Origin of the sequence: Niallia tiangongensis, assembly GCF_044704065.1 — a bacterium.
In the GTDB taxonomy this organism is placed as follows: Bacteria; Bacillota; Bacilli; order Bacillales; family Cytobacillaceae; genus Niallia; species Niallia tiangongensis.
On sequence record NZ_CP162613.1, the window covers coordinates 2,136,919 to 2,156,033 of the forward strand.

At 35.7% G+C, this 19,115-nt stretch carries 20 protein-coding genes; all 20 read left to right on the plus strand.

The features are described 5' to 3' along the window. Positions 1 to 23 precede the first annotated feature (23 nt). The 20 genes from AB3U99_RS09955 (at position 24) to frr (ending at position 18,505) form a co-directional block, all read left to right on the plus strand. Positions 24 to 761, plus strand: coding sequence for a flagellar biosynthetic protein FliO (locus AB3U99_RS09955; RefSeq protein WP_400247240.1), 738 nt, complete (start codon positions 24 to 26; stop codon positions 759 to 761). Continuing rightward, complete coding sequence (fliP, locus tag AB3U99_RS09960) at positions 754 to 1,419, plus strand: flagellar type III secretion system pore protein FliP (RefSeq protein ID WP_400247241.1); 666 nt, start codon at positions 754 to 756, stop codon at positions 1,417 to 1,419. Before AB3U99_RS09955 ends, fliP begins: the two co-directional genes overlap by 8 nt. A 12-nt stretch (positions 1,420 to 1,431) precedes the next feature. Beyond that, on the plus strand, positions 1,432 to 1,701 hold the full coding sequence (gene fliQ, locus AB3U99_RS09965) for a flagellar biosynthesis protein FliQ (protein ID WP_031534510.1): 270 nt from the start codon (positions 1,432 to 1,434) through the stop codon (positions 1,699 to 1,701). 7 nt (positions 1,702 to 1,708) lie between these two features. Further along, positions 1,709 to 2,488 carry a flagellar biosynthetic protein FliR gene (fliR, locus tag AB3U99_RS09970; RefSeq protein ID WP_400248018.1) on the plus strand — a complete coding sequence of 260 codons (780 nt, stop codon included), beginning with the start codon at positions 1,709 to 1,711 and terminating at the stop codon, positions 2,486 to 2,488. Then, positions 2,489 to 3,568 carry a flagellar biosynthesis protein FlhB gene (gene flhB / locus AB3U99_RS09975; protein ID WP_400247243.1) on the plus strand — a complete coding sequence of 360 codons (1,080 nt, stop codon included), beginning with the start codon at positions 2,489 to 2,491 and terminating at the stop codon, positions 3,566 to 3,568. It begins immediately after the preceding gene. 74 nt (positions 3,569 to 3,642) lie between these two features. After that, on the plus strand, positions 3,643 to 5,679 hold the full coding sequence (gene flhA, locus AB3U99_RS09980; RefSeq protein WP_400247244.1) for a flagellar biosynthesis protein FlhA: 2,037 nt from the start codon (positions 3,643 to 3,645) through the stop codon (positions 5,677 to 5,679). Then, positions 5,676 to 6,866 carry a flagellar biosynthesis protein FlhF gene (flhF, locus tag AB3U99_RS09985; RefSeq protein ID WP_400247246.1) on the plus strand — a complete coding sequence of 397 codons (1,191 nt, stop codon included), beginning with the start codon at positions 5,676 to 5,678 and terminating at the stop codon, positions 6,864 to 6,866. The genes flhA and flhF overlap by 4 nt, the downstream gene beginning before the upstream one ends. A gap of 2 nt (positions 6,867 to 6,868) precedes the next feature. Continuing rightward, positions 6,869 to 7,747 carry a MinD/ParA family protein gene (locus tag AB3U99_RS09990; RefSeq protein ID WP_400247247.1) on the plus strand — a complete coding sequence of 293 codons (879 nt, stop codon included), beginning with the start codon at positions 6,869 to 6,871 and terminating at the stop codon, positions 7,745 to 7,747. A gap of 12 nt (positions 7,748 to 7,759) precedes the next feature. After that, a complete protein-coding gene (locus AB3U99_RS09995; RefSeq protein ID WP_400247249.1) occupies positions 7,760 to 8,869 on the plus strand; it encodes a chemotaxis response regulator protein-glutamate methylesterase in 1,110 nt (369 codons plus the stop codon). A gap of 21 nt (positions 8,870 to 8,890) precedes the next feature. Beyond that, positions 8,891 to 10,954: a chemotaxis protein CheW gene (locus AB3U99_RS10000; RefSeq protein WP_400247251.1), complete on the plus strand. Its 2,064-nt coding sequence runs from the start codon at positions 8,891 to 8,893 to the stop codon at positions 10,952 to 10,954. Positions 10,955 to 11,153: 199 nt separating this feature from the next. Beyond that, the gene (locus tag AB3U99_RS10005; protein WP_400247252.1) at positions 11,154 to 11,630 is read left to right on the plus strand and encodes a chemotaxis protein CheW; all 477 of its coding nucleotides are present in this window, start codon (positions 11,154 to 11,156) and stop codon (positions 11,628 to 11,630) included. 2 nt (positions 11,631 to 11,632) lie between these two features. After that, positions 11,633 to 12,271, plus strand: coding sequence for a chemotaxis protein CheC (locus AB3U99_RS10010; RefSeq protein ID WP_400247254.1), 639 nt, complete (start codon positions 11,633 to 11,635; stop codon positions 12,269 to 12,271). Next, on the plus strand, positions 12,264 to 12,761 hold the full coding sequence (locus AB3U99_RS10015; RefSeq protein ID WP_400247256.1) for a chemotaxis protein CheD: 498 nt from the start codon (positions 12,264 to 12,266) through the stop codon (positions 12,759 to 12,761). The genes AB3U99_RS10010 and AB3U99_RS10015 overlap by 8 nt, the downstream gene beginning before the upstream one ends. 771 nt (positions 12,762 to 13,532) lie before the next feature. Beyond that, the gene (locus tag AB3U99_RS10020) at positions 13,533 to 14,297 is read left to right on the plus strand and encodes a FliA/WhiG family RNA polymerase sigma factor (RefSeq protein ID WP_400247258.1); all 765 of its coding nucleotides are present in this window, start codon (positions 13,533 to 13,535) and stop codon (positions 14,295 to 14,297) included. An 18-nt stretch (positions 14,298 to 14,315) separates the two neighbouring features. Further along, a complete protein-coding gene (locus tag AB3U99_RS10025) occupies positions 14,316 to 14,627 on the plus strand; it encodes a hypothetical protein (protein WP_400247260.1) in 312 nt (103 codons plus the stop codon). A gap of 9 nt (positions 14,628 to 14,636) precedes the next feature. Next, positions 14,637 to 15,200, plus strand: a complete 564-nt coding sequence (locus tag AB3U99_RS10030) for a hypothetical protein (RefSeq protein WP_400247261.1) — start codon at positions 14,637 to 14,639, stop codon at positions 15,198 to 15,200. A 151-nt stretch (positions 15,201 to 15,351) separates the two neighbouring features. After that, positions 15,352 to 16,053, plus strand: coding sequence for a 30S ribosomal protein S2 (gene rpsB / locus AB3U99_RS10035; protein ID WP_400247263.1), 702 nt, complete (start codon positions 15,352 to 15,354; stop codon positions 16,051 to 16,053). Positions 16,054 to 16,252: 199 nt separating this feature from the next. After that, a complete protein-coding gene (gene tsf / locus AB3U99_RS10040; RefSeq protein WP_400247265.1) occupies positions 16,253 to 17,137 on the plus strand; it encodes a translation elongation factor Ts in 885 nt (294 codons plus the stop codon). An 83-nt stretch (positions 17,138 to 17,220) separates the two neighbouring features. Continuing rightward, positions 17,221 to 17,955: a UMP kinase gene (gene pyrH, locus AB3U99_RS10045; protein WP_400247267.1), complete on the plus strand. Its 735-nt coding sequence runs from the start codon at positions 17,221 to 17,223 to the stop codon at positions 17,953 to 17,955. Beyond that, on the plus strand, positions 17,948 to 18,505 hold the full coding sequence (gene frr, locus AB3U99_RS10050; protein WP_400247269.1) for a ribosome recycling factor: 558 nt from the start codon (positions 17,948 to 17,950) through the stop codon (positions 18,503 to 18,505). The genes pyrH and frr overlap by 8 nt, the downstream gene beginning before the upstream one ends. Positions 18,506 to 19,115 lie beyond the last annotated feature (610 nt).

The window sequence follows — 19,115 nt, forward strand, 5'->3', positions numbered from 1 at the left end:
AATTAAAATAGAGGGTGCCGAATGTGAATAAAGCATATTTATTAATTCGTTGTTCACTACTCATCATTGTTCTGCTAGGCTTTGGAACGAAAGCCTATGCAGAACAAATTGATAAAAGTGTATATGATATTTTACATAATGAGGAATCGGAAGAGAATAAAAATCAAGAAGAGGCAAAAAAAGATACAACAGAAGAAAGTCCTAATGCAGAAGATCAAACAACGGATCAATCTGAATTACTGCTAGATGAACCAGATGCAGAGGAATCAGGTTCTATAGGCGTTACCATTTGGGATTTTATTAAAATGATCTTTGCGACCATATTTGTCATTTTCTTAATGTATTTTATTCTGCGATTTATCAATAAAAGAAATCACGGATATAAAAACTCACAAATTATTGAAAATATTGGTGGTACAGCATTAGGTTCCAATCGATCCATTCAATTAATAAAAGTAGGGAACCGATTATTAATCGTAGGTGTGGGAGATAGTATTCAATTAATTAAAGAGATTGACGATGAACAAGAGTATAAAGAAATATTAGAAGAATATAACCGAAAATTAGATCAGCTAGTACAACCAAGCGATATTGTGACAAAGGTGAAGAATATAGTAGCTTCAGGTCATTCTACATCGAAGACAAAAGATTCTTTTTCTATTCGTTTGTCAAAAGAACTAGAGCGAATATCAAGTGAACGTAAGGAAAAGATGGAAGTACTAGAGAAGAATAAGAAAGGAACGTCTGAAAAAAATGAATGAGTTTATGCAGTTGTTTAATAACAATGACCCAGGAAACGTCTCAACTTCTGTTCAATTGTTATTATTATTAACCGTCCTTTCTTTAGCACCTAGTATCATCATTTTACTAACTAGTTTTACGAGAATAGTGATTGTTCTTTCCTTTGTCAGAACGGCGCTTGCAACACAGCAAATGCCTCCTAACCAAGTAATCGTTGGGTTAGCTTTGTTTTTAACATTCTTTATTATGGCACCAACTTTTCAGGAAGTAAACGATAAGGCGTTGACCCCTTTATTTAATGAAGAAATAACATTAGAGGAAGCATATGATAACGCAGCATTACCATTTAAAGAATTTATGAGCAAGCATACGAGACAGAAAGATCTAGCCCTGTTTTTAAATTATTCGAATGCAGAAGCTCCTAAATCGATTGAGGATATCCCATTAACTACAATGGTTCCTGCTTTTGCAATTAGTGAATTAAAAACGGCCTTTCAAATTGGATTTATGATCTTTATCCCATTTTTAGTTATTGATATGGTTGTTGCAAGTATTCTGATGTCCATGGGGATGATGATGTTACCACCTGTTATGATTTCCTTGCCGTTTAAGATTCTATTATTCATTATGGTAGATGGTTGGTATTTAGTTGTAAAATCACTGTTAGAAAGTTTTTAAGAAGGTGAAAAAATGTCACAGGAAATGGTTATTTCCATTGCTGAGAAAGGTATACTTACCGTATTAATCGTCAGTGGTCCATTGTTAATTATTGCTTTAGCAGTTGGACTAATAATCAGTATTTTTCAAGCAACCACACAAATTCAAGAGCAGACTTTGGCTTTTGTACCTAAAATCGTAGCTGTTCTTGTTGGGCTTGTTTTCTTTGGATCATGGATGTTAAGTCACATGCTATCCTATACGAAAGATATATTTTCTAATCTAACAAGGTTTATTGGATAGAAGGATGATGGATGAACTTTTATCAAATTTCCCAGCATTCCTACTTATCGTTGTTCGGGTTACTTCGTTTTTTTTTATGTTGCCTTTATTTTCTTATCGGACGATTCCTACATCTTTTAAAGTAGGTTTAGGCTTTTTTTTATCTTTAATTATGTTTTGGGGAATGGATGTACCAACACTAACAATTGATTCAACCTACTATTTTCTTATTATGAAAGAGGCGATGGTAGGGCTGTTAATTGGATTTGTCGCATATATGCTGTTTTCTGCTATTCAAATTGCTGGTGGATTTATTGATTTTCAAATGGGATTTGCTATTGCAAATGTGATAGATCCACAAACTGGAACGCAAAGTCCTCTAACAGGTCAATATTTAAGCATTATTGCTATGTTCTTTTTGTTAGCAACTAATGGTCATCATTTATTGTTAGACGGCATCTTTTATAGCTATCAATTTATACCAATGGAACAGGCTTGGATTAACTTTGGAAACGGGAATTTGGCTGAATTTCTCCTTAAAACATTCAGCTTAATGTTTGCGATTGCTTTTCAGATGTCTATCCCAGTTGTCGGAAGCATTTTTCTAGTCGATGTGGGATTAGGAATTGTTGCGAGAACCGTACCACAATTAAATATCTTTGTTGTTGGTGTGCCGATTAAACTTATTGCAGGCTTAGTCATTCTCTTTATTGTTATGGGGGTACTTATGACTTCCGTATCTCATTTATTCTCGTCTATTTTAACAACGATGAAGGGAATGATGAACATAATAGGAGGTGTTGGTTAAATGAAACTCCTACCATTAAATCTTCAGTTTTTTGCAGGGGAAAAAACTGAAAAAGCTACTCCTAAGAAAAAACAAGATACAAGAAAAAAAGGACAAGTTGCAAAAAGTCAGGATGTTAATACAGCACTTGTTCTTTTAGTTGTTTTTGGTGTATTAAGCTTCACAGGAGGGTATCTTTTAGATGGATTAATGTCCATTCTCACCTTTACATTTAGTGACTTTACGAACATTAACTTGTCTGTGAATTATATGCAGACATTGTATTTGGACATTGTGAAGGAAGCAGCACTTCTATTAAGCCCTATTTTAATTGCAGCCCTTGTTGGGGGAGTAATCGCCAATTATATGCAAGTTGGTGTTTTATTCTCGCCAGAAGCAATTAAATTTAAATTAGAAAAAATAAATCCCATTTCTGGATTTAAGAGAATGTTTTCCCTTCGCTCAATTGTAGAGCTATTAAAGTCTTTGCTGAAAATTACAGTGATTGGCATCGTTGTTTTTTCTGTTCTATGGGGGAAAATGGATGAAATTCTTATTCTCTCCCATAAATCAATCGGTTCTATTGCCGTGACAATTGGCAAATTAACTGTGCAAATGGGACTTTACGCGTCCGTTGCGCTGTTAGTATTATCCTTAATGGACTATATGTATCAACGATATGATTATGAAAAAAATATTCGAATGTCAAAGCAAGACATTAAAGATGAATATAAAAACATGGAAGGGGACCCATTAGTAAAATCAAAAATAAAACAAAAGCAGAGAGAAATGGCGATGCACCGAATGATGCAAGATGTGCCTACTGCCGATGTAGTCATCACCAATCCAACTCATTATGCGATTTGTTTAAAATATGATGAGGAAAAGTATGACGCACCTTATGTTGTTGCGAAGGGGGTAGATTTTATTGCACAAAAAATTAAGTTAGTCGCAAAAGAAAATAATGTTGTGATGGTAGAAAATCGTCCCTTAGCACGTGCTATGTATAATCAAGTTGAGATAGGCGATTTAGTGCCAGAAGAATTTTATAAAGCTGTTGCGGAAATTCTTGCAGTCGTCTACCAAACTAGAGATAAATAACGCCTGAATTACTAGTAAATGAATTATTGTAAATAATAAGGAAACAAATGAGAGTTTTTTAAGGAGCGGAAGAAATGGCAAGGAAAGACTTAATCGTAGTGATAGGAGTAATTCTCATTATTGCAATGTTGATTATTCCATTTCCAACTTGGTTATTAAGTGTTCTTATACTACTTAATATTACGTTGGCACTACTCATCTTATTATTAACTATGAATATGAGTGAAGCTCTCGAATTCTCTATTTTCCCTTCCCTTTTGTTATTAACAACCCTTTTTCGCCTAGGGCTTAACGTATCCACCACTAGATCCATTTTATCAACAGGGGATGCAGGTGGGGTAGTACATACCTTTGGAACCTTCGTTATTGGCGGGAATATCGTTGTTGGGTTAGTGGTGTTTTTAATTCTTGTCATCATACAATTTGTGGTTATTACGAAAGGTTCAGAACGTGTATCAGAAGTTGCTGCACGTTTTACATTAGATGCAATGCCTGGTAAGCAAATGAGTATTGATGCTGATTTAAATGCAGGAATAATTTCCGAACAAGAAGCGAGACAACGTCGTGAAAAAGTAAGTAGAGAAGCTGATTTTTATGGTTCGATGGATGGTGCCAGTAAGTTTGTTAAAGGGGATGCCATTGCAGGTATTATTATTGTTTTTATTAACTTGATTTTTGGAATTGTAATCGGGATGACCCAGCTTGGAATGGTAGCCGGAGATGCTGCCCAGCATTTTTCTTTACTATCAGTAGGGGACGGAATTGTCAGCCAAATACCTGCACTATTAATTTCTACTGCAACAGGTATCGTGGTAACAAGAGCTGCTTCTGAAGGAAATCTAGGTTCTGATATTACATCACAGCTAATGGCTTATCCGAAAATGCTGTATGTTGCAGGCGGAACGATTTTTCTCTTAGGATTATTTACACCAATTGATGATTTTTTAACGATTCCTATTGCAGGTCTTCTTATCTTTGGCGCCTATTACTTATCGAAAAAGCCAAAGCCTGATTTAGAACATATGCAGGAAATGGAGGAAGAGATACAGACAGATGAGCTGAAGAGTCCAGAAAGTGTAGTTAGTTTATTAAATGTTGATCCGATTGAGTTTGAGTTTGGATATGGTCTCATTCCACTTGCAGATGCCAATCAAGGAGGAGACCTGTTAGATCGAGTTGTTATGATTAGAAGACAACTAGCCATAGAATTAGGACTGGTTATTCCTGTTGTACGGATAAGAGATAATATTCAATTACAACCAAATGAATATCGGTTAAAAATAAAAGGGAATGAGAGAGCGCGCGGAGAGCTATTACTGGATCATTATTTAGCGATGAGTCCAGGAATGGATGATGATGCTATTGAAGGAATTGATACTATTGAGCCATCTTTTGGGCTGCCAGCTAAATGGATTACGGAAAGTACAAAGGAACAGGCGGAAATATTCGGATATACAGTAGTGGATCCACCATCTGTCGTATCCACACATATTACTGAAGTTATTAAGGCAAATGCCTATGAATTATTAGGTAGACAAGAGACAAAGCAATTAGTTGACCATGTGAAGGAAAGCTATCCTATTTTAATTGAGGAAGTGACACCTAGTCCTTTATCTATTGGAGAAATCCAAAAGGTTCTCGCAAAATTACTAAGAGAAAACGTCTCTATCCGTAATTTGCCAGTGATTTTTGAAACATTAGCTGATTTTGGGAAAATGACGTCTGATACAGATTTACTGGTCGAGTATGTAAGACAATCATTAGCGCGTCAAATAACCAATCAATACTCAAATCAAACTGATTCACTAAAGGTTGTAACTTTGTCAGGAAAAGTGGAAAAACTAATAGTGGACAATATTCAACAAACAGAACATGGAAACTTTTTGGCGCTGGATCCAAGTATTTCCCAATCCATTTTAGAAAGCATTGCAGGACAAATTGAGCAACTATCTGTTATGGAGCAGATGCCAATTCTTTTATGCTCGCCAGCAGCAAGAATGTATGTAAGACAATTGACAGAACGCTATTTTCCACAAGTTCCAGTATTATCGTACAATGAATTAGAAGCAAATGTGGAAGTTCAAAGTGTGGGAGTTGTGAATATCGAATGAAAATACAAAAATATATAGCACGGGATATGCCAGAAGCTATGAAAAGAATTCGAGCAGAATTAGGAAACGATGCCGTCATTCTTCATTCTAAAGTGATTTATACAGGAGGATTCTTAGGTCTTTTTAAAAAAAGAAATATTGAAGTTCTAGCTGCAATTGATCCAAGTATTTCGGATATGCCTGGCCCGCAGCAGAAACAGACTAAGAAATACGAAGTGCGGAACCCAATATTAATAAAAGAACCACCATCTCATACGAAATCAGTTGATCATGCTAGTATGTCGCGTTCGATGGAAGAAAAAAGAGTTTCTGATTTTCCGGATATAGTAAAGCAACTCGATGAAATTAATCAACATGTACAAGCATTTGGAGACTTCAGCAGCAACGTCTCCTTCTCCATTCCTACTCCAATAAAAAAAGTAGTGAAACAGTTAGATAAACATGAAATTGATAAAACGATTACAAACAGAATGGTCAAAGAGCTTGTGGCAAAATGGTATGCAGCCGGGGAAAATGTACAAGACACCGATGTTTTTAAATGGATACAACAGCTTCTTTTGACGGAGATTTCCTCCTATTCCTTTGGGGAAATCTCTTTATCAAAAAAATATATTAATGTAATTGGTCCTACGGGTGTAGGGAAAACAACCACTTTAGCAAAAATAGCAGCCAATATTATTCTAAAGCAACAAAAAACGGTAGGTTTTATTACAACAGATACATACAGAATTGGAGCGATTGAACAGCTAAAAACATATGCAACTATTTTAGATGTTCCGCTTGAGGTTTGCTATTCAATGGAAGATTTTGAAAATGCAACAAAAAAACTAGAAAATTGCGATATTATTTTAATTGATACGGCAGGTAGAAATTTCCGAAATAAAAAATATGTTGAAGATTTGATGCAAGTGGTCGATTATAAAAGAGAAATGGAAACGTTGCTTGTTCTTTCGTTGACGGCAAAGCAGAAGGATTTAGAAGAGATATATCGACAATTTTCAGCAATTGAAATCGACTCATTTGTTTTTACAAAATTAGATGAGACGTCTTCTTATGGAGCAATGATCAATTTAATCGTTTCATGCAAAAAGGGTGTTGCCTATATTACGACAGGGCAGAATGTTCCTGACGATATTATCCCAGCAACGCCAATAGAGCTGGTAAATAAAATAATTGAGGTAGATTAGGTATGACAGATCAGGCTTCGATCTTAAGAAAAAAAATTGAACAATTGAATTCGAATCGTAAAAATCAGAGCAATCACAAAACGTTAGCAATTATAAGTGGAAAAGGTGGCGTTGGGAAATCAAATTTTTCTCTAAATTTTGCCCTAACGTTACAAAAACGGGGCTACCGTACATTGCTGATTGATATGGATATAGGAATGGGCAATATTGATATTTTAATGGGAACCCAATCTCGTTTTACGATCGTTGATTTTTTTAGAAATAATATAGGATTTGAGCATATTATTACGAAGGGCTTTAAGGGATTAGATTATATTGCAGGTGGTTCTGGGCTTAGTGATTTTGTTGATATCGAGGATACGAAGCTAGATAGCTTCTTTCAGCATTTTCACGTCTTGTTGAGTCAATATGATTTTATCCTCCTTGATATGGGAGCAGGAATCAGTACTGATTCCTTAAAATTCATATTATCTGTCGATGATTGTATTGTCATCACTACACCGGAACCAACATCGATTACAGATGCCTATGCTGCGATGAAATTCATTCATACGAGGAATAATACCCTACCGTTGTACCTTGTCGTTAATCGAACAATCACGAAAAAAGATGGAGTGGAGACACTTCAAAAACTTCGCCAAGTGGTGAAACAATTTTTACATCGAGACCTCATAAACCTAGGCTATATTCCAGATGATCCGAATGTTGCACAGGCTGTAAGAAAACAAATTCCTTTCGTCTTTTTTAATGAAAAATCGGAAGCAGCTAAAGCTTTGCGCGAAATTGCCGATAGATATGGTAAACAACAGTTTACAGAATCTCATCCAGATAATAGACACTCTTTCGTGTCAAAATTAAAAAAGTTTTTGATTGAAAGGTAGTTGGGGGTTAAAGTGGAGAAAATAAAGGTTCTCGTTATTGACGATTCTGCATTTATGCGTAAGCTAATTACTGATTTTCTCTCTGAAGACACGAGAATAACCGTTATTGGTACCGCTAGAAATGGCGAGGATGGCATTAAAAAAATCAAGGAATTAGCTCCTGATGTGGTAACGCTTGATGTTGAGATGCCGGTCTTAGATGGATTAAGTGCTTTAAAGAGAATTATGAATGAACATCCTGTACCGGTTCTTATGCTTTCAAGTATAACGAAGGTAGGAGCGGAAAGTACCATTCAGGCAATGCAGGCAGGAGCAATTGATTTTATTACAAAGCCATCCGGATCTATTTCTCTAGATTTATATAAAGTAAAGCAGGAATTGATCGCGAAAGTAATTTTGGCAAGCAACATAAAGCCAAAAACATTAATAAATCTCTTCAATGAAGGAAAAAAGACTGTTGCTTCACAATCTTCTTATAGTAAAATGGAACCAAGTGAAGAGAAGAAAAAAATAGTACAAAAGATTGGTTTATCTGATAATTGGATGAAATCTATGAAAAAAGTAGTGGTTATTGGAACATCAACTGGTGGTCCAAGAGCATTGCAAAAAGTTTTAACTAATTTACCAAGTGATATAGAAGCGCCGATTTTAGTCGTTCAGCATATGCCAGCAGGATTTACCCGTTCGCTTGCAAATCGTCTTAATACATTATCGGGCATTACAGTAAAGGAGGCCGAGCATGGTGAGGTTATCCGTAATGGAGTTGCCTATATCGCTCCAGGTGGTCTGCATTTAAAGGTAAAGACAGTTGGTGTCCATACAGCAATTGAGTTAGACAAAGCAGCTCCTCTAAATGGCCATAGGCCATCGGTTGATGTAATGTTTGAGTCTGTTAGCGAATTGAAAGCCTATGCAAAAATCGCGGTTATTATGACAGGTATGGGTTCAGATGGTACGGAGGGTTTAAAGAAATTAGCAAGACAAGGCAATCTAAAAGCTATCGCTGAGTCACAAGAAACATGTATTGTTTTTGGAATGCCTAAAACAGCTATTGCCACGAATTATATAGATGATATTCAAAAGGTAGATCATATTGCTGAAACTATTATGAAATATGTATAACGTCAAGGGATGTGAAGTAAGGTGGAATTGAGTCAGTATTTAGAAGTTTTTATTGAAGAGAGTAAAGAACATTTACAAGCATGTAATGAACATCTATTAGAATTGGAAAAGGATCCTGAGAATTTACAAATAGTAAATGAGATTTTCCGTGCAGCACATACTTTAAAAGGGATGTCAGCAACAATGGGATATGAGGACTTAGCGAGTCTAACCCATCAAATGGAAAATGTACTCGATGCTATCAGAAATAAGAAAATTGTTTTTTCTCCAGAAATATTGGATGTCATTTTCTTAGCTGTTGATGATCTTGATGCGATGGTAGAGTCAATTGCTAGTGGTGGAGACGGAAAGAGAAATGTAGAGGAAGTTGTTGAAAAGCTTGTACAAATCGAAAAAGGTCAGCTATTAAATCAAAGGAATACAGCTAAGGTTGAAGTAGCCGCTACTGCTATAGAAAGAGAACCGTCTAGAGAAAATCAGTATGATCAATTTGAAACGACTGTATTACAACAATCAGCTGATCAAGGTTTTTTCACTTATGAAATTAACATTACCTTAAAAAGTGACTGTTTATTAAAAGCTGCAAGAGTATATATGATTTTTGAAGCATTAGAATCATTAGGAGAAGTCGTTAAATCGATTCCCACAGTAGATGAACTAGAGGAAGAAAAGTTTGACTATGACTTTATGGTAACCCTTATATCAAAAGAAGCAGCTAATAAAATTGAAACATCTATCATGAAAGTTTCAGAAGTAGATAAGGTAGAAGTAAGAGAGTTTTTTGCAACTAGTTATTCTGGTAAGCAAGCAGAGCAATCTACTACTGAAATGAAAGAGTTGGAAGAAGTACAGGAAGAAACGAAAAATACTCCTGTTACAAAAGAGGTTGCTCCTATAGAAAATAAACAATCAGAGAAACAAACGGCGACTAAAATATCGAATAAGACCATTCGTGTTAATATTGAGCGTTTAGATATTTTGATGAATCTATTTGAAGAACTCGTTATCGATAGAGGAAGATTAGAGCAAATATCTTCTAATCTGAAAGATCAAGAGCTTCATGAAACAGTGGAGAGAATGTCAAGAGTCACAGGAGACCTTCAAAATATTATTTTAAATATGCGAATGGTTCCTGTTGAGACAGTGTTTAATCGTTTCCCAAGAATGGTTAGACAGCTTGCCCGTGATTTAAATAAGAAAATTGATCTGCAAATTGTTGGCGCTGAAACCGAGCTCGATCGTACAGTAATTGATGAAATCGGCGATCCATTAGTCCATTTAATTCGCAATGCGCTTGACCATGGAGTGGAAACACCAGAAGTAAGAAGAGCAAATAATAAAAACGAAGAAGGTACAGTCGTTCTGCGTGCTTATCATAGCGGTAATCATGTTTTTATTGAGCTCGAAGATGATGGAGCAGGGATTAATAAAGAGAAGGTTCTTTCTAAAGCTATTAATAAAGGCATTGTTTCAAAAGAAACAGCTAAGACGTTAACAGATTCTCAAATTGCTGAACTTATTTTTGCATCTGGCTTTTCTACCGCAGACCAAATTTCTGATATTTCGGGACGTGGCGTAGGGCTTGATGTTGTAAAGAATACGATTGAATCTCTAGGTGGTTCGATCACAATCGAATCAGAGGAAGGGAAAGGATCGCTATTCTCTATCCAATTACCATTAACCTTATCGATTATTTCTGTTATGTTAGTAGAAATTCAAGCAGAAAAGTATGCAATTCCATTGTCATCGATTATTGAGACGGCCATCGTTAATAAAAAGGATGTTATGCATGCCCATAATCAGACAGTAATTGATTTCCGCGGCAAAGTGGTTCCGTTATTATTCTTAAAAGATATTTTTGATGTTCCATCAACAAAAGAGGAAAGTGACTATTATTCTGTTGTAATCGTACGAAAAGGGGAAAAACTAGCAGGTCTTGTTGTGGATGGATTTATAGGACAGCAAGAGGTTGTATTAAAGTCACTAGGCGCTTACCTTTCAAGTGCGTATGCAATATCTGGGGCAACTATTTTAGGTGATGGACAAGTAGCACTTATTATGGATTGTAATGCTTTAATTAAATAATTCTCTCAGATAGAACGATTTATGTGAGAAGTCTATGTAGCAAACGTATTAGCCTTTATAAGACGAGACCATGTCGACTGAAAAATGGAATGGTGAAAACATTACTTTATGCTATAAATGACACAAGCATTACTTCGGTGATGATATATAATCTTTCGCTTTAGTATACAGATAGGTTAATTTGAGAGGGATGAAAAAAATGAGCGATGCAGTTTCAACAGAAAAAAAATTAATTATATTTGAATTGAAAGGGAAGGAATATGCTATTTCTGTTAATGAAGTCATGTCCATTGAGAAGAATATGCATATTACTAGAATTCCAAATATCGCTCCTTTTGTTAAAGGTGTGATTAATTTAAGAGGAGTAGTTACTCCGATTATTGATTTACGACTTCGTTTTAATTTGGAAGAAATTCCTTATACAGAAAGCACAAGAATCATCATTATTATGTTAGAAGATATGGAAGTAGGTATTATTGTTGATTCAGCTAATGATGTAGTAGATGTCGATACCTCTTTATATGAGCCCGCACCAGAAACCATTAGTGGGGATGAGGTTGATTATATTAAAGGAGTAGTCAAGCTTGATAAACGTTTACTAATTCTCGTAGATTTAGAAAAAGTGTTTGACCGAACTATTTTAAGAAATTATTCCACTACTAAAAGCGATGAATAAGCATGGGATATATTAATGATATTGATTCAATAAAACTAGATGTATTAAGAGAAATCGGTAATATTGGGGCAGGACATGCTGCAACTTCTTTGTCAAAGCTTCTTAATAAAAAGATTGATATGAAGGTACCGGATGTTCAAATTGTAACATTCGATGAAATGATGGAAATGGCAGGAGGTGCTGATAATATTGTTGCAGGAGTTTTCTTAAGAATAGAGGGGGATGTTCCAGGAAGTATGTTCTTTATTCTTCCTATCGAGCAAGCTACTAAATTTGTCCAAGATATGATTGGAGATGCTTCTGTTAACTTAGCACCTCCATATGATGAGTTATCTATTTCAGCATTACAGGAATTAGGAAATATTTTATCTGGTTCCTATTTATCTTCCTTATCTGATTTCACACAGTTATCCTTATATCCATCCGTTCCAGCGCTTGCCATTGATATGGTTGGCGCGATTGTTACATATGGATTAGTCGAACATTCACGAGTAAGCGATTATGCAATCGTCATCAATACGGAATTAAATGGAGAAGATATTAAGCTATCTGATACTGTCAATGGCCATTTCTTTTTGTTGCCCGACCCCGACTCTTTTAGCACATTATTTCAGTCATTAGGAGTGAAAGATGGTGACTGAACAGATTACAGTGATAAAAGTAGGGATAGCTGATATGAATGTGGTGCAGTCTCCTAACACGATTCGAACCTCAGGGCTTGGCTCCTGTGTTGGGATTGTATTATATAGTCCAATGAAACCAATTGCTGGTTTAGCACATATCATGCTACCAGAAGCGTCAATTTCCAAGTCTGGAGCCGTAAATAAGGCTAAATTTGCAGATACTGCGATTATAGAATTAGTAGAGCGTTTAAAGAGATTAGGGGTAAAAAAAAATACGTTAATAGCCAAAATTGCTGGAGGGGCGCAAATGTTTCAGTTTAATGGAACAAGCGATATTATGAGAATTGGGCCCCGAAACGTCGAAGCAGTGAAGAATACACTGCAAGCATTAAGGATTAGAATAGTTAGCGAAGATGTAGGAGGGAATAGCGGAAGAACGATTGAATTTTCCCCATCTACCCATCAACTAACAATTCGTACGGTGAACAAAGGGATTCATATTATTTAAGTCGGACGAAAAGTACTTTGTTTAACGAACCAAATACGAGCGAAGAATAAGACTGTCTCTAATAAAAAGAATTCCTATCATATAGGTAATTCATTATTAAGAGCTAGTCTTTTTTTGCTGCATTTTTTAAAGGATCATTTAGAAAACTTTAGCAACCTGACATGTAGACTCATATGGGGATTAGCAAGAAGAATGAGATTCACTACTGATCTGATGTGGCTAAAAGAAACCCGATTATTTATAGGATTAAAACAAAATAAGTCTTTATACCTATTTTTAATGGCGATTTTAGAAAGCATAGATAAAAAATCATGTCTTCTGCTAAAATCAATAGTGAAATATATACATAATAAGGGACTGGGTGTATCCTACTTATAATTCTTATTTTTTTGCTGAATGGATAGGAATGTAAATGATAAAAATAAAGGAAGCACGAATGGAGAAAATGGGACATCCCATTGTATTAATCCCACCCTTAAACTTCAGTAAGACTCTCACCTCAAGCTTTGGAGAATACAAGGAAGATAGGTGGGAGATCAACTGTTCGTAAAGGTCCGAATGGTTCAACTAACCATCAGTGAGAGATGAAGGACCCCTCTACTGATGGGAAGGTTCACTTTATTAAATTGGCTTGATAAATGTAGTTTTCTTGCAGAAAAAGGGGAAATAGAAAATGAAAGTATCTATCTCTTTTTTTCTAATTTTACTTGTATAAACAGAAAAGTTTTAATGCGAATGTTATGTTCATTGTTTTTTAGAGGAGGGTATTTAATGGCCAATGAGTCAACAACAGAAGAAAAGCAAGCATGGGAAATATGGATTAGTTCGAGAGATCAAGAAGCGGGCAATCAATTAATAAAGAAGTATATGCCATTAGTGAGCTTTCATGTGCAAAGAATATCAATAGGATTACCAAAAAGTGTGTCCCGAGATGAATTAACGAGCCTCGGGATGATGGGTTTATATGATGCTTTGCAACGATTTGATCCAAATAGAGATTTAAAGTTTGATACATATGCATCTTTTCGGATTAGAGGAAGTATTATTGATGGCCTTCGGAAAGAAGATTGGTTATCAAGGGGGACAAGGGAAAAGTCCAAAAAAATCGAGGCTGCAATTGAAAAGCTTGAACAAAAATTAATGAGGAATGTCACTGCACAGGAAGTTGCCAATGAATTAGGTACAAGTGTCGAAGAAGTGTGCAGTACGATGAATGAACACTTTTTTGCTAATGTGTTATCCATTGATGAGCAAATGAATGAGGGCGAAGAGAAAGAGGCACAAAGTTTTTCGATTCGAGATGATAAAACCATTATTCCAGAGGAAAAAGTTATAAAGGATGAATTAGTGCAAGAAATGGCAGGGAAAATTCAGGAGCTTAATGATAAAGAACAGCTTGTAATTAGTTTGTTTTATAAAGAGGAATTAACGTTAACTGAAATTGGACAAGTAATGAATTTATCTACCTCGAGAATATCGCAGATTCATTCAAAAGCTATTTTTAAATTAAGGCATTCTTTAGAAAAAGTAATCTAATGAAATGGGTGAACGCATATGAGTTTGAAGGCGATAGAAATGCAAGTTGCCCTACCAAGAACTTATGATGCAGGCAAGCTTCAGGAACAACAGGATCAGAAACATCAGCAAATGTATTCATTCGCTGCTCAAGAAGCAGGAAAAGAAGAAGAAAGAAAAAGAACAATGGTTATAAAGGGAGAAGGAGAGGGTAAAGTCAATTCTAATAAAAAGAGGGATAAACACCTTCATGAACAAACAGGGAGTGAAGGGGAGAAGGAGTCTGACGAAATAGAGAGAAGAAACACGATACACCCATATAAAGGACAAAGTATCGACTTTAGTGGATAGAGGGATGAAATGGTTAACTTTTTACTTTTTTTAAGCATCACATTAAATTTAATCGCTATACTTAGTATTGTAATTTTATATCTTAGGCAAAATCGGTTTGTCGACATAGAAAAAGAGCAGAAAAAGAATATAGAGGAAATGGAAGAAGTAATTTCTACCTTTATAACGGAAATTAAAGAGGAAAATGAACAGTTTTTAGACAAGCTTTATTCCTTTCAACCCAAAGAGATGAAACAGGAAAGGATAGAGGAAGAAGGGATGGATGTTGATTCGGCAAGTGTTGAATTTAAGCCGAAAGATTTGAAAGGGAATAAAGCCATGCTAAATGTATATAAAAAAGCTGCTCCTTCTGTACGAGAAAAAAATAAAAAAGAAGATCGACTGGAGAAGGAAGATGTGGATGAGCTGTTGAATTTAATTTTGCCACCAGAGAAAGAGCAGAAGGAAAAATCGATTGTTGAAATAGCCTCTGAGATGCAAGCAGAAGGAAAAAGCATGGAAGAAATAGCGAAAGCATTAAATAAAGGGAAGACTGAAATGGAGCTACTCCTTAAATTTAGACAAAATTCGTAAATATACTTGATTGTGCACAGTACATATGCTATATTAACAAATGGTGTTAATACACACGCTTTTGGATTTAATCAATGGTGCTGTATTACTTACAGTTTTGATTAAAAATGAAAAAAGCGGAGGAAATCAAAACCATTAGGAGGAAAAAAACATGTCAGTTATTTCAATGAAACAATTACTTGAAGCTGGTGTACATTTCGGTCACCAAACTCGCCGTTGGAACCCTAAAATGAAAAAATATATTTTCACAGAGCGTAACGGCATCTACATCATCGACCTTCAAAAAACAGTTAAAAAGGTTGAGGAAGCTTATAACTATGTGAAAGAATTAGCTGGAAACGGCGGTACAGTTCTTTTCGTTGGTACGAAAAAGCAAGCACAAGATTCAGTTAAAGAGGAAGCTATCCGTTCTGGTCAATACTATGTAAACCAACGCTGGTTAGGTGGAACTTTAACTAACTTTGAAACTATCCAAAAACGTATTACTCGTCTTAAAGATATCGAAAGAATGTCTGAAGATGGTACATTTGAAGTACTTCCTAAAAAAGAAGTAGTTCAATTAAACAAAGAGCTTGAGCGTTTAGAAAAATTCTTAGGCGGAATTAAAGATATGAAAAAAATTCCGGACTGCTTATTCATCGTAGATCCACGCAAAGAACGTATTGCAGTTGCAGAAGCTCATAAATTAAATATTCCAATCGTTGGTATTGTTGATACTAACTGTGATCCAGACGAAATTGATGTTGTTATTCCTGCGAATGATGATGCAATCCGTGCTGTTAAATTATTAACTGCAAAAATGGCAGATGCTATTCTTGAAGCTAAACAAGGCGAAGAAGTAACTTCTGCTTAAATTAGAACTGAATGACTTGTTATACGAAATAGTTTAGGGTCAATGGATAAACTTAATGGATAATAAGTATTTGTTTAGGGACTTGTGGAAAAGGTGATAAAGAGCATCCCTCTTATCACCTTTTTTTCAAGCATCCTGCTTAAAAGTGAAATAAAATGGTTAAAAAAATAATACATAAACCTTAAGGAGGCTAATTACTATGGCTGTTACAGCTCAAATGGTAAAAGAACTACGTGAAAAAACTGGTGCTGGAATGATGGATTGTAAAAAAGCACTTACTGAAACGAATGGAGATTTAGATAAAGCGATTGACTTCTTACGTGAAAAAGGTATTGCAAGTGCTGCTAAGAAAGCGGACCGTGTAGCTGCTGAAGGTTCAACTTATATCGCTGTAGAAGGTAATGAAGCAGTGATTCTTGAAGTAAACTCTGAAACTGATTTCGTTGCAAAAAACGAAGGTTTCCAAAACTTAATAAAAGAACTTGCAGCACATTTATTAGCAAGTAAGCCTGCAACCGTAGAAGAAGCACATGCTTCAAATATTACGGAAGGTGCAACAGTTGAAGCTCATATCAATGCAGCAATCGCTAAAATTGGTGAAAAATTATCTCTACGTCGTTTTGAAATCAAAACAAAAACAGATAATGATTCATTTGGTGCTTACCTTCATATGGGCGGACGCATTGGTGTTCTTACTGTATTAGAAGGAACTACTGATGATTCTGCAGCTAAAGATGTAGCAATGCACATTGCAGCATTGAATCCTAAATATGTATCTCGTGACCAAGTTTCTCAAGAAGAAGTGGCACATGAGAAAGAAGTATTAACACAACAAGCTCTTAATGAAGGAAAACCAGCTAAAATCGTTGAGAAAATGGTTGAAGGCCGCTTAAGTAAATATTTTGAAGATGTATGTGCACTTGATCAAACATTTGTTAAAAACCCAGACCAAAAGGTTCGTCAATTTGTAGAATCTAAGGGTGCTACTTTACGTGAATTCGTTCGTTACGAAGTTGGAGAAGGAATCGAAAAACGTGAAGATAACTTTGCTGAAGAAGTTATGAACCAAGTAAATAAGAAATAATGAATGAGCGATTAATTGTTTTCATAGGGGGCACCATGGTGTTCCCTATTTTTCAAAATATTACATATTAAGCGGAGGTTTCCATGAGTAGTAATCCAAAATATAAACGTGTTGTTCTGAAATTAAGTGGCGAAGCATTAGCTGGTGAAGCTGGTTTTGGCATCAATCCAAGCGTCATCAAAAACGTAGCGCAGCAAGTGAAGGAAGTTGCAGATCTTGGTGTAGAAGCGGCTGTAGTAGTTGGCGGCGGAAATATTTGGCGCGGTAAAATCGGGGAAGAAATGGGAATGGACCGTGCAAACGCTGATTACATGGGAATGCTTGCTACTGTAATGAATTCATTGGCACTTCAAGATAGTTTGGAGCAAATGGGCATTGAAACACGTGTGCAATCTTCTATTGAAATGAGACAGGTAGCAGAGCCTTATATTAGAAGACGTGCAATTCGACATCTTGAGAAGAAACGTGTTGTGATTTTTGCAGCAGGAACTGGAAACCCTTATTTCTCAACAGATACAACAGCTGCCCTAAGAGCTGCTGAAATAGAAGCAGACGTTATTTTAATGGCGAAAAATAATGTGGATGGCGTATATTCAGCAGATCCGAAAGTGGATAAAACGGCAACGAAATATGAAGAGCTTTCTTATTTTGATGTTATTAAAGACGGTCTTGCAGTAATGGATTCAACTGCTTCATCATTATGTATGGACAATGACATTCCGTTAATCGTATTCTCTATTATGGAAAACGGCAATATTAAGAGAGCGGTAATGGGTGAAACAATTGGAACAATCGTGAGGGGGAAAAATAATGCCTAAACAAGTTATCGCTAATACAAAGGAAAAAATGAATAAAGCGATTCAAAGTTATTCACGTGAGCTTGCAAGTATTCGTGCAGGTAGAGCTAATGCATCCTTATTAGACCGAATCACAGTAGATTATTATGGTTCGCCAACACCAATCAATCAAATTGCTGGTATCAGTGTTCCAGAAGCTAGATTGCTTGTTATTCAACCGTATGATAAAACGATTCTTGGGGATATTGAAAAAGCAATTCTTAAATCTGATATTGGTTTAAATCCTTCAAATGATGGTAGTGTTATCCGTCTTTCTATTCCAATGCTAACAGAAGAGCGTCGTAAGGAATTAGTGAAGAACGTGAAAAAAGAATCCGAAGAAGCGAAAATTGCTATTCGTAATATTCGCCGAGACGGCAACGATGATTTGAAGAAATTAGAGAAAAACGGAGATATCACAGAAGATGCACTTCGTGGCTTTAATGATGATATCCAAAAATTAACGGATGAATTCATTAGTAAAATTGATGCGTTAACGAAAGAGAAAGAAAAAGAAATTTTAGAAGTATAACACTGCAAAGTAATAAGGTGTATTCTAATGTTAAAGATTCTTTAGTTGATTCTAGTAGCAATGGACACTTGACTCCTGCGGGAGGAGAGGGAAGTGGGAGAATCCCGCAAGCTATAATAAACCAAGGAGTCGCCCCTCCTGTTCCTCTCCCCAAAAAAGCAAGCGTCTGGAGCGGAAATCAACGAGCTTCGTTTATATGTTGATAAAACCCTCTACTTTATAGGGGGTTTTTTTCTTCATCAAATTCGTAGTGCTCTTTCTTAAAGATTGCATTTTGTCTATTATAAGCGAGTTGCTTGCTGCAGAAAAAAGGGGAATAACTTCTGTGGCTCGAGAATAGTGACAAGCCGCTTACTGGAATTAACTAATTGAAAAAGGATCGAATATTATCCAAAATATTAATCTTTGTTCAAAAATAGCCAAAACTAGCTAGTTTTTTAATTCTTAGTTGCTTAAGCTGACTATTTTCCTATAATATAGAAAGGGAACTTATTGTGTTATCCTATTAGAAGGATAAGATAGGTTTATTGGACACGAAGAATTTAATAGAAAAGTCGATCCTTGTATTCATGCAATATCGTTATCATGATGATTATCTAAATCATAATCG

Excerpts from the sequence above, each read along its gene's own strand:
- fliP (WP_400247241.1), top strand. The coding sequence starts at position 754 with ATGAATGAGTTTATGCAGTTGTTTAATAACAATGACCCAGGAAACGTC.
- fliQ (WP_031534510.1), top strand. The coding sequence starts at position 1,432 with ATGTCACAGGAAATGGTTATTTCCATTGCTGAGAAAGGTATACTTACC.
- fliR (WP_400248018.1), top strand. The coding sequence starts at position 1,709 with ATGGATGAACTTTTATCAAATTTCCCAGCATTCCTACTTATCGTTGTT.
- flhB (WP_400247243.1), top strand. The coding sequence starts at position 2,489 with ATGAAACTCCTACCATTAAATCTTCAGTTTTTTGCAGGGGAAAAAACT.
- flhA (WP_400247244.1), top strand. The coding sequence starts at position 3,643 with ATGGCAAGGAAAGACTTAATCGTAGTGATAGGAGTAATTCTCATTATT.
- flhF (WP_400247246.1), top strand. The coding sequence starts at position 5,676 with ATGAAAATACAAAAATATATAGCACGGGATATGCCAGAAGCTATGAAA.
- AB3U99_RS09990 (WP_400247247.1), top strand. The coding sequence starts at position 6,869 with ATGACAGATCAGGCTTCGATCTTAAGAAAAAAAATTGAACAATTGAAT.
- AB3U99_RS10005 (WP_400247252.1), top strand. The coding sequence starts at position 11,154 with ATGAGCGATGCAGTTTCAACAGAAAAAAAATTAATTATATTTGAATTG.
- AB3U99_RS10010 (WP_400247254.1), top strand. The coding sequence starts at position 11,633 with ATGGGATATATTAATGATATTGATTCAATAAAACTAGATGTATTAAGA.
- AB3U99_RS10020 (WP_400247258.1), top strand. The coding sequence starts at position 13,533 with ATGGCCAATGAGTCAACAACAGAAGAAAAGCAAGCATGGGAAATATGG.
- AB3U99_RS10025 (WP_400247260.1), top strand. The coding sequence starts at position 14,316 with ATGAGTTTGAAGGCGATAGAAATGCAAGTTGCCCTACCAAGAACTTAT.
- AB3U99_RS10030 (WP_400247261.1), top strand. The coding sequence starts at position 14,637 with ATGGTTAACTTTTTACTTTTTTTAAGCATCACATTAAATTTAATCGCT.
- rpsB (WP_400247263.1), top strand. The coding sequence starts at position 15,352 with ATGTCAGTTATTTCAATGAAACAATTACTTGAAGCTGGTGTACATTTC.
- tsf (WP_400247265.1), top strand. The coding sequence starts at position 16,253 with ATGGCTGTTACAGCTCAAATGGTAAAAGAACTACGTGAAAAAACTGGT.
- pyrH (WP_400247267.1), top strand. The coding sequence starts at position 17,221 with ATGAGTAGTAATCCAAAATATAAACGTGTTGTTCTGAAATTAAGTGGC.
- frr (WP_400247269.1), top strand. The coding sequence starts at position 17,948 with ATGCCTAAACAAGTTATCGCTAATACAAAGGAAAAAATGAATAAAGCG.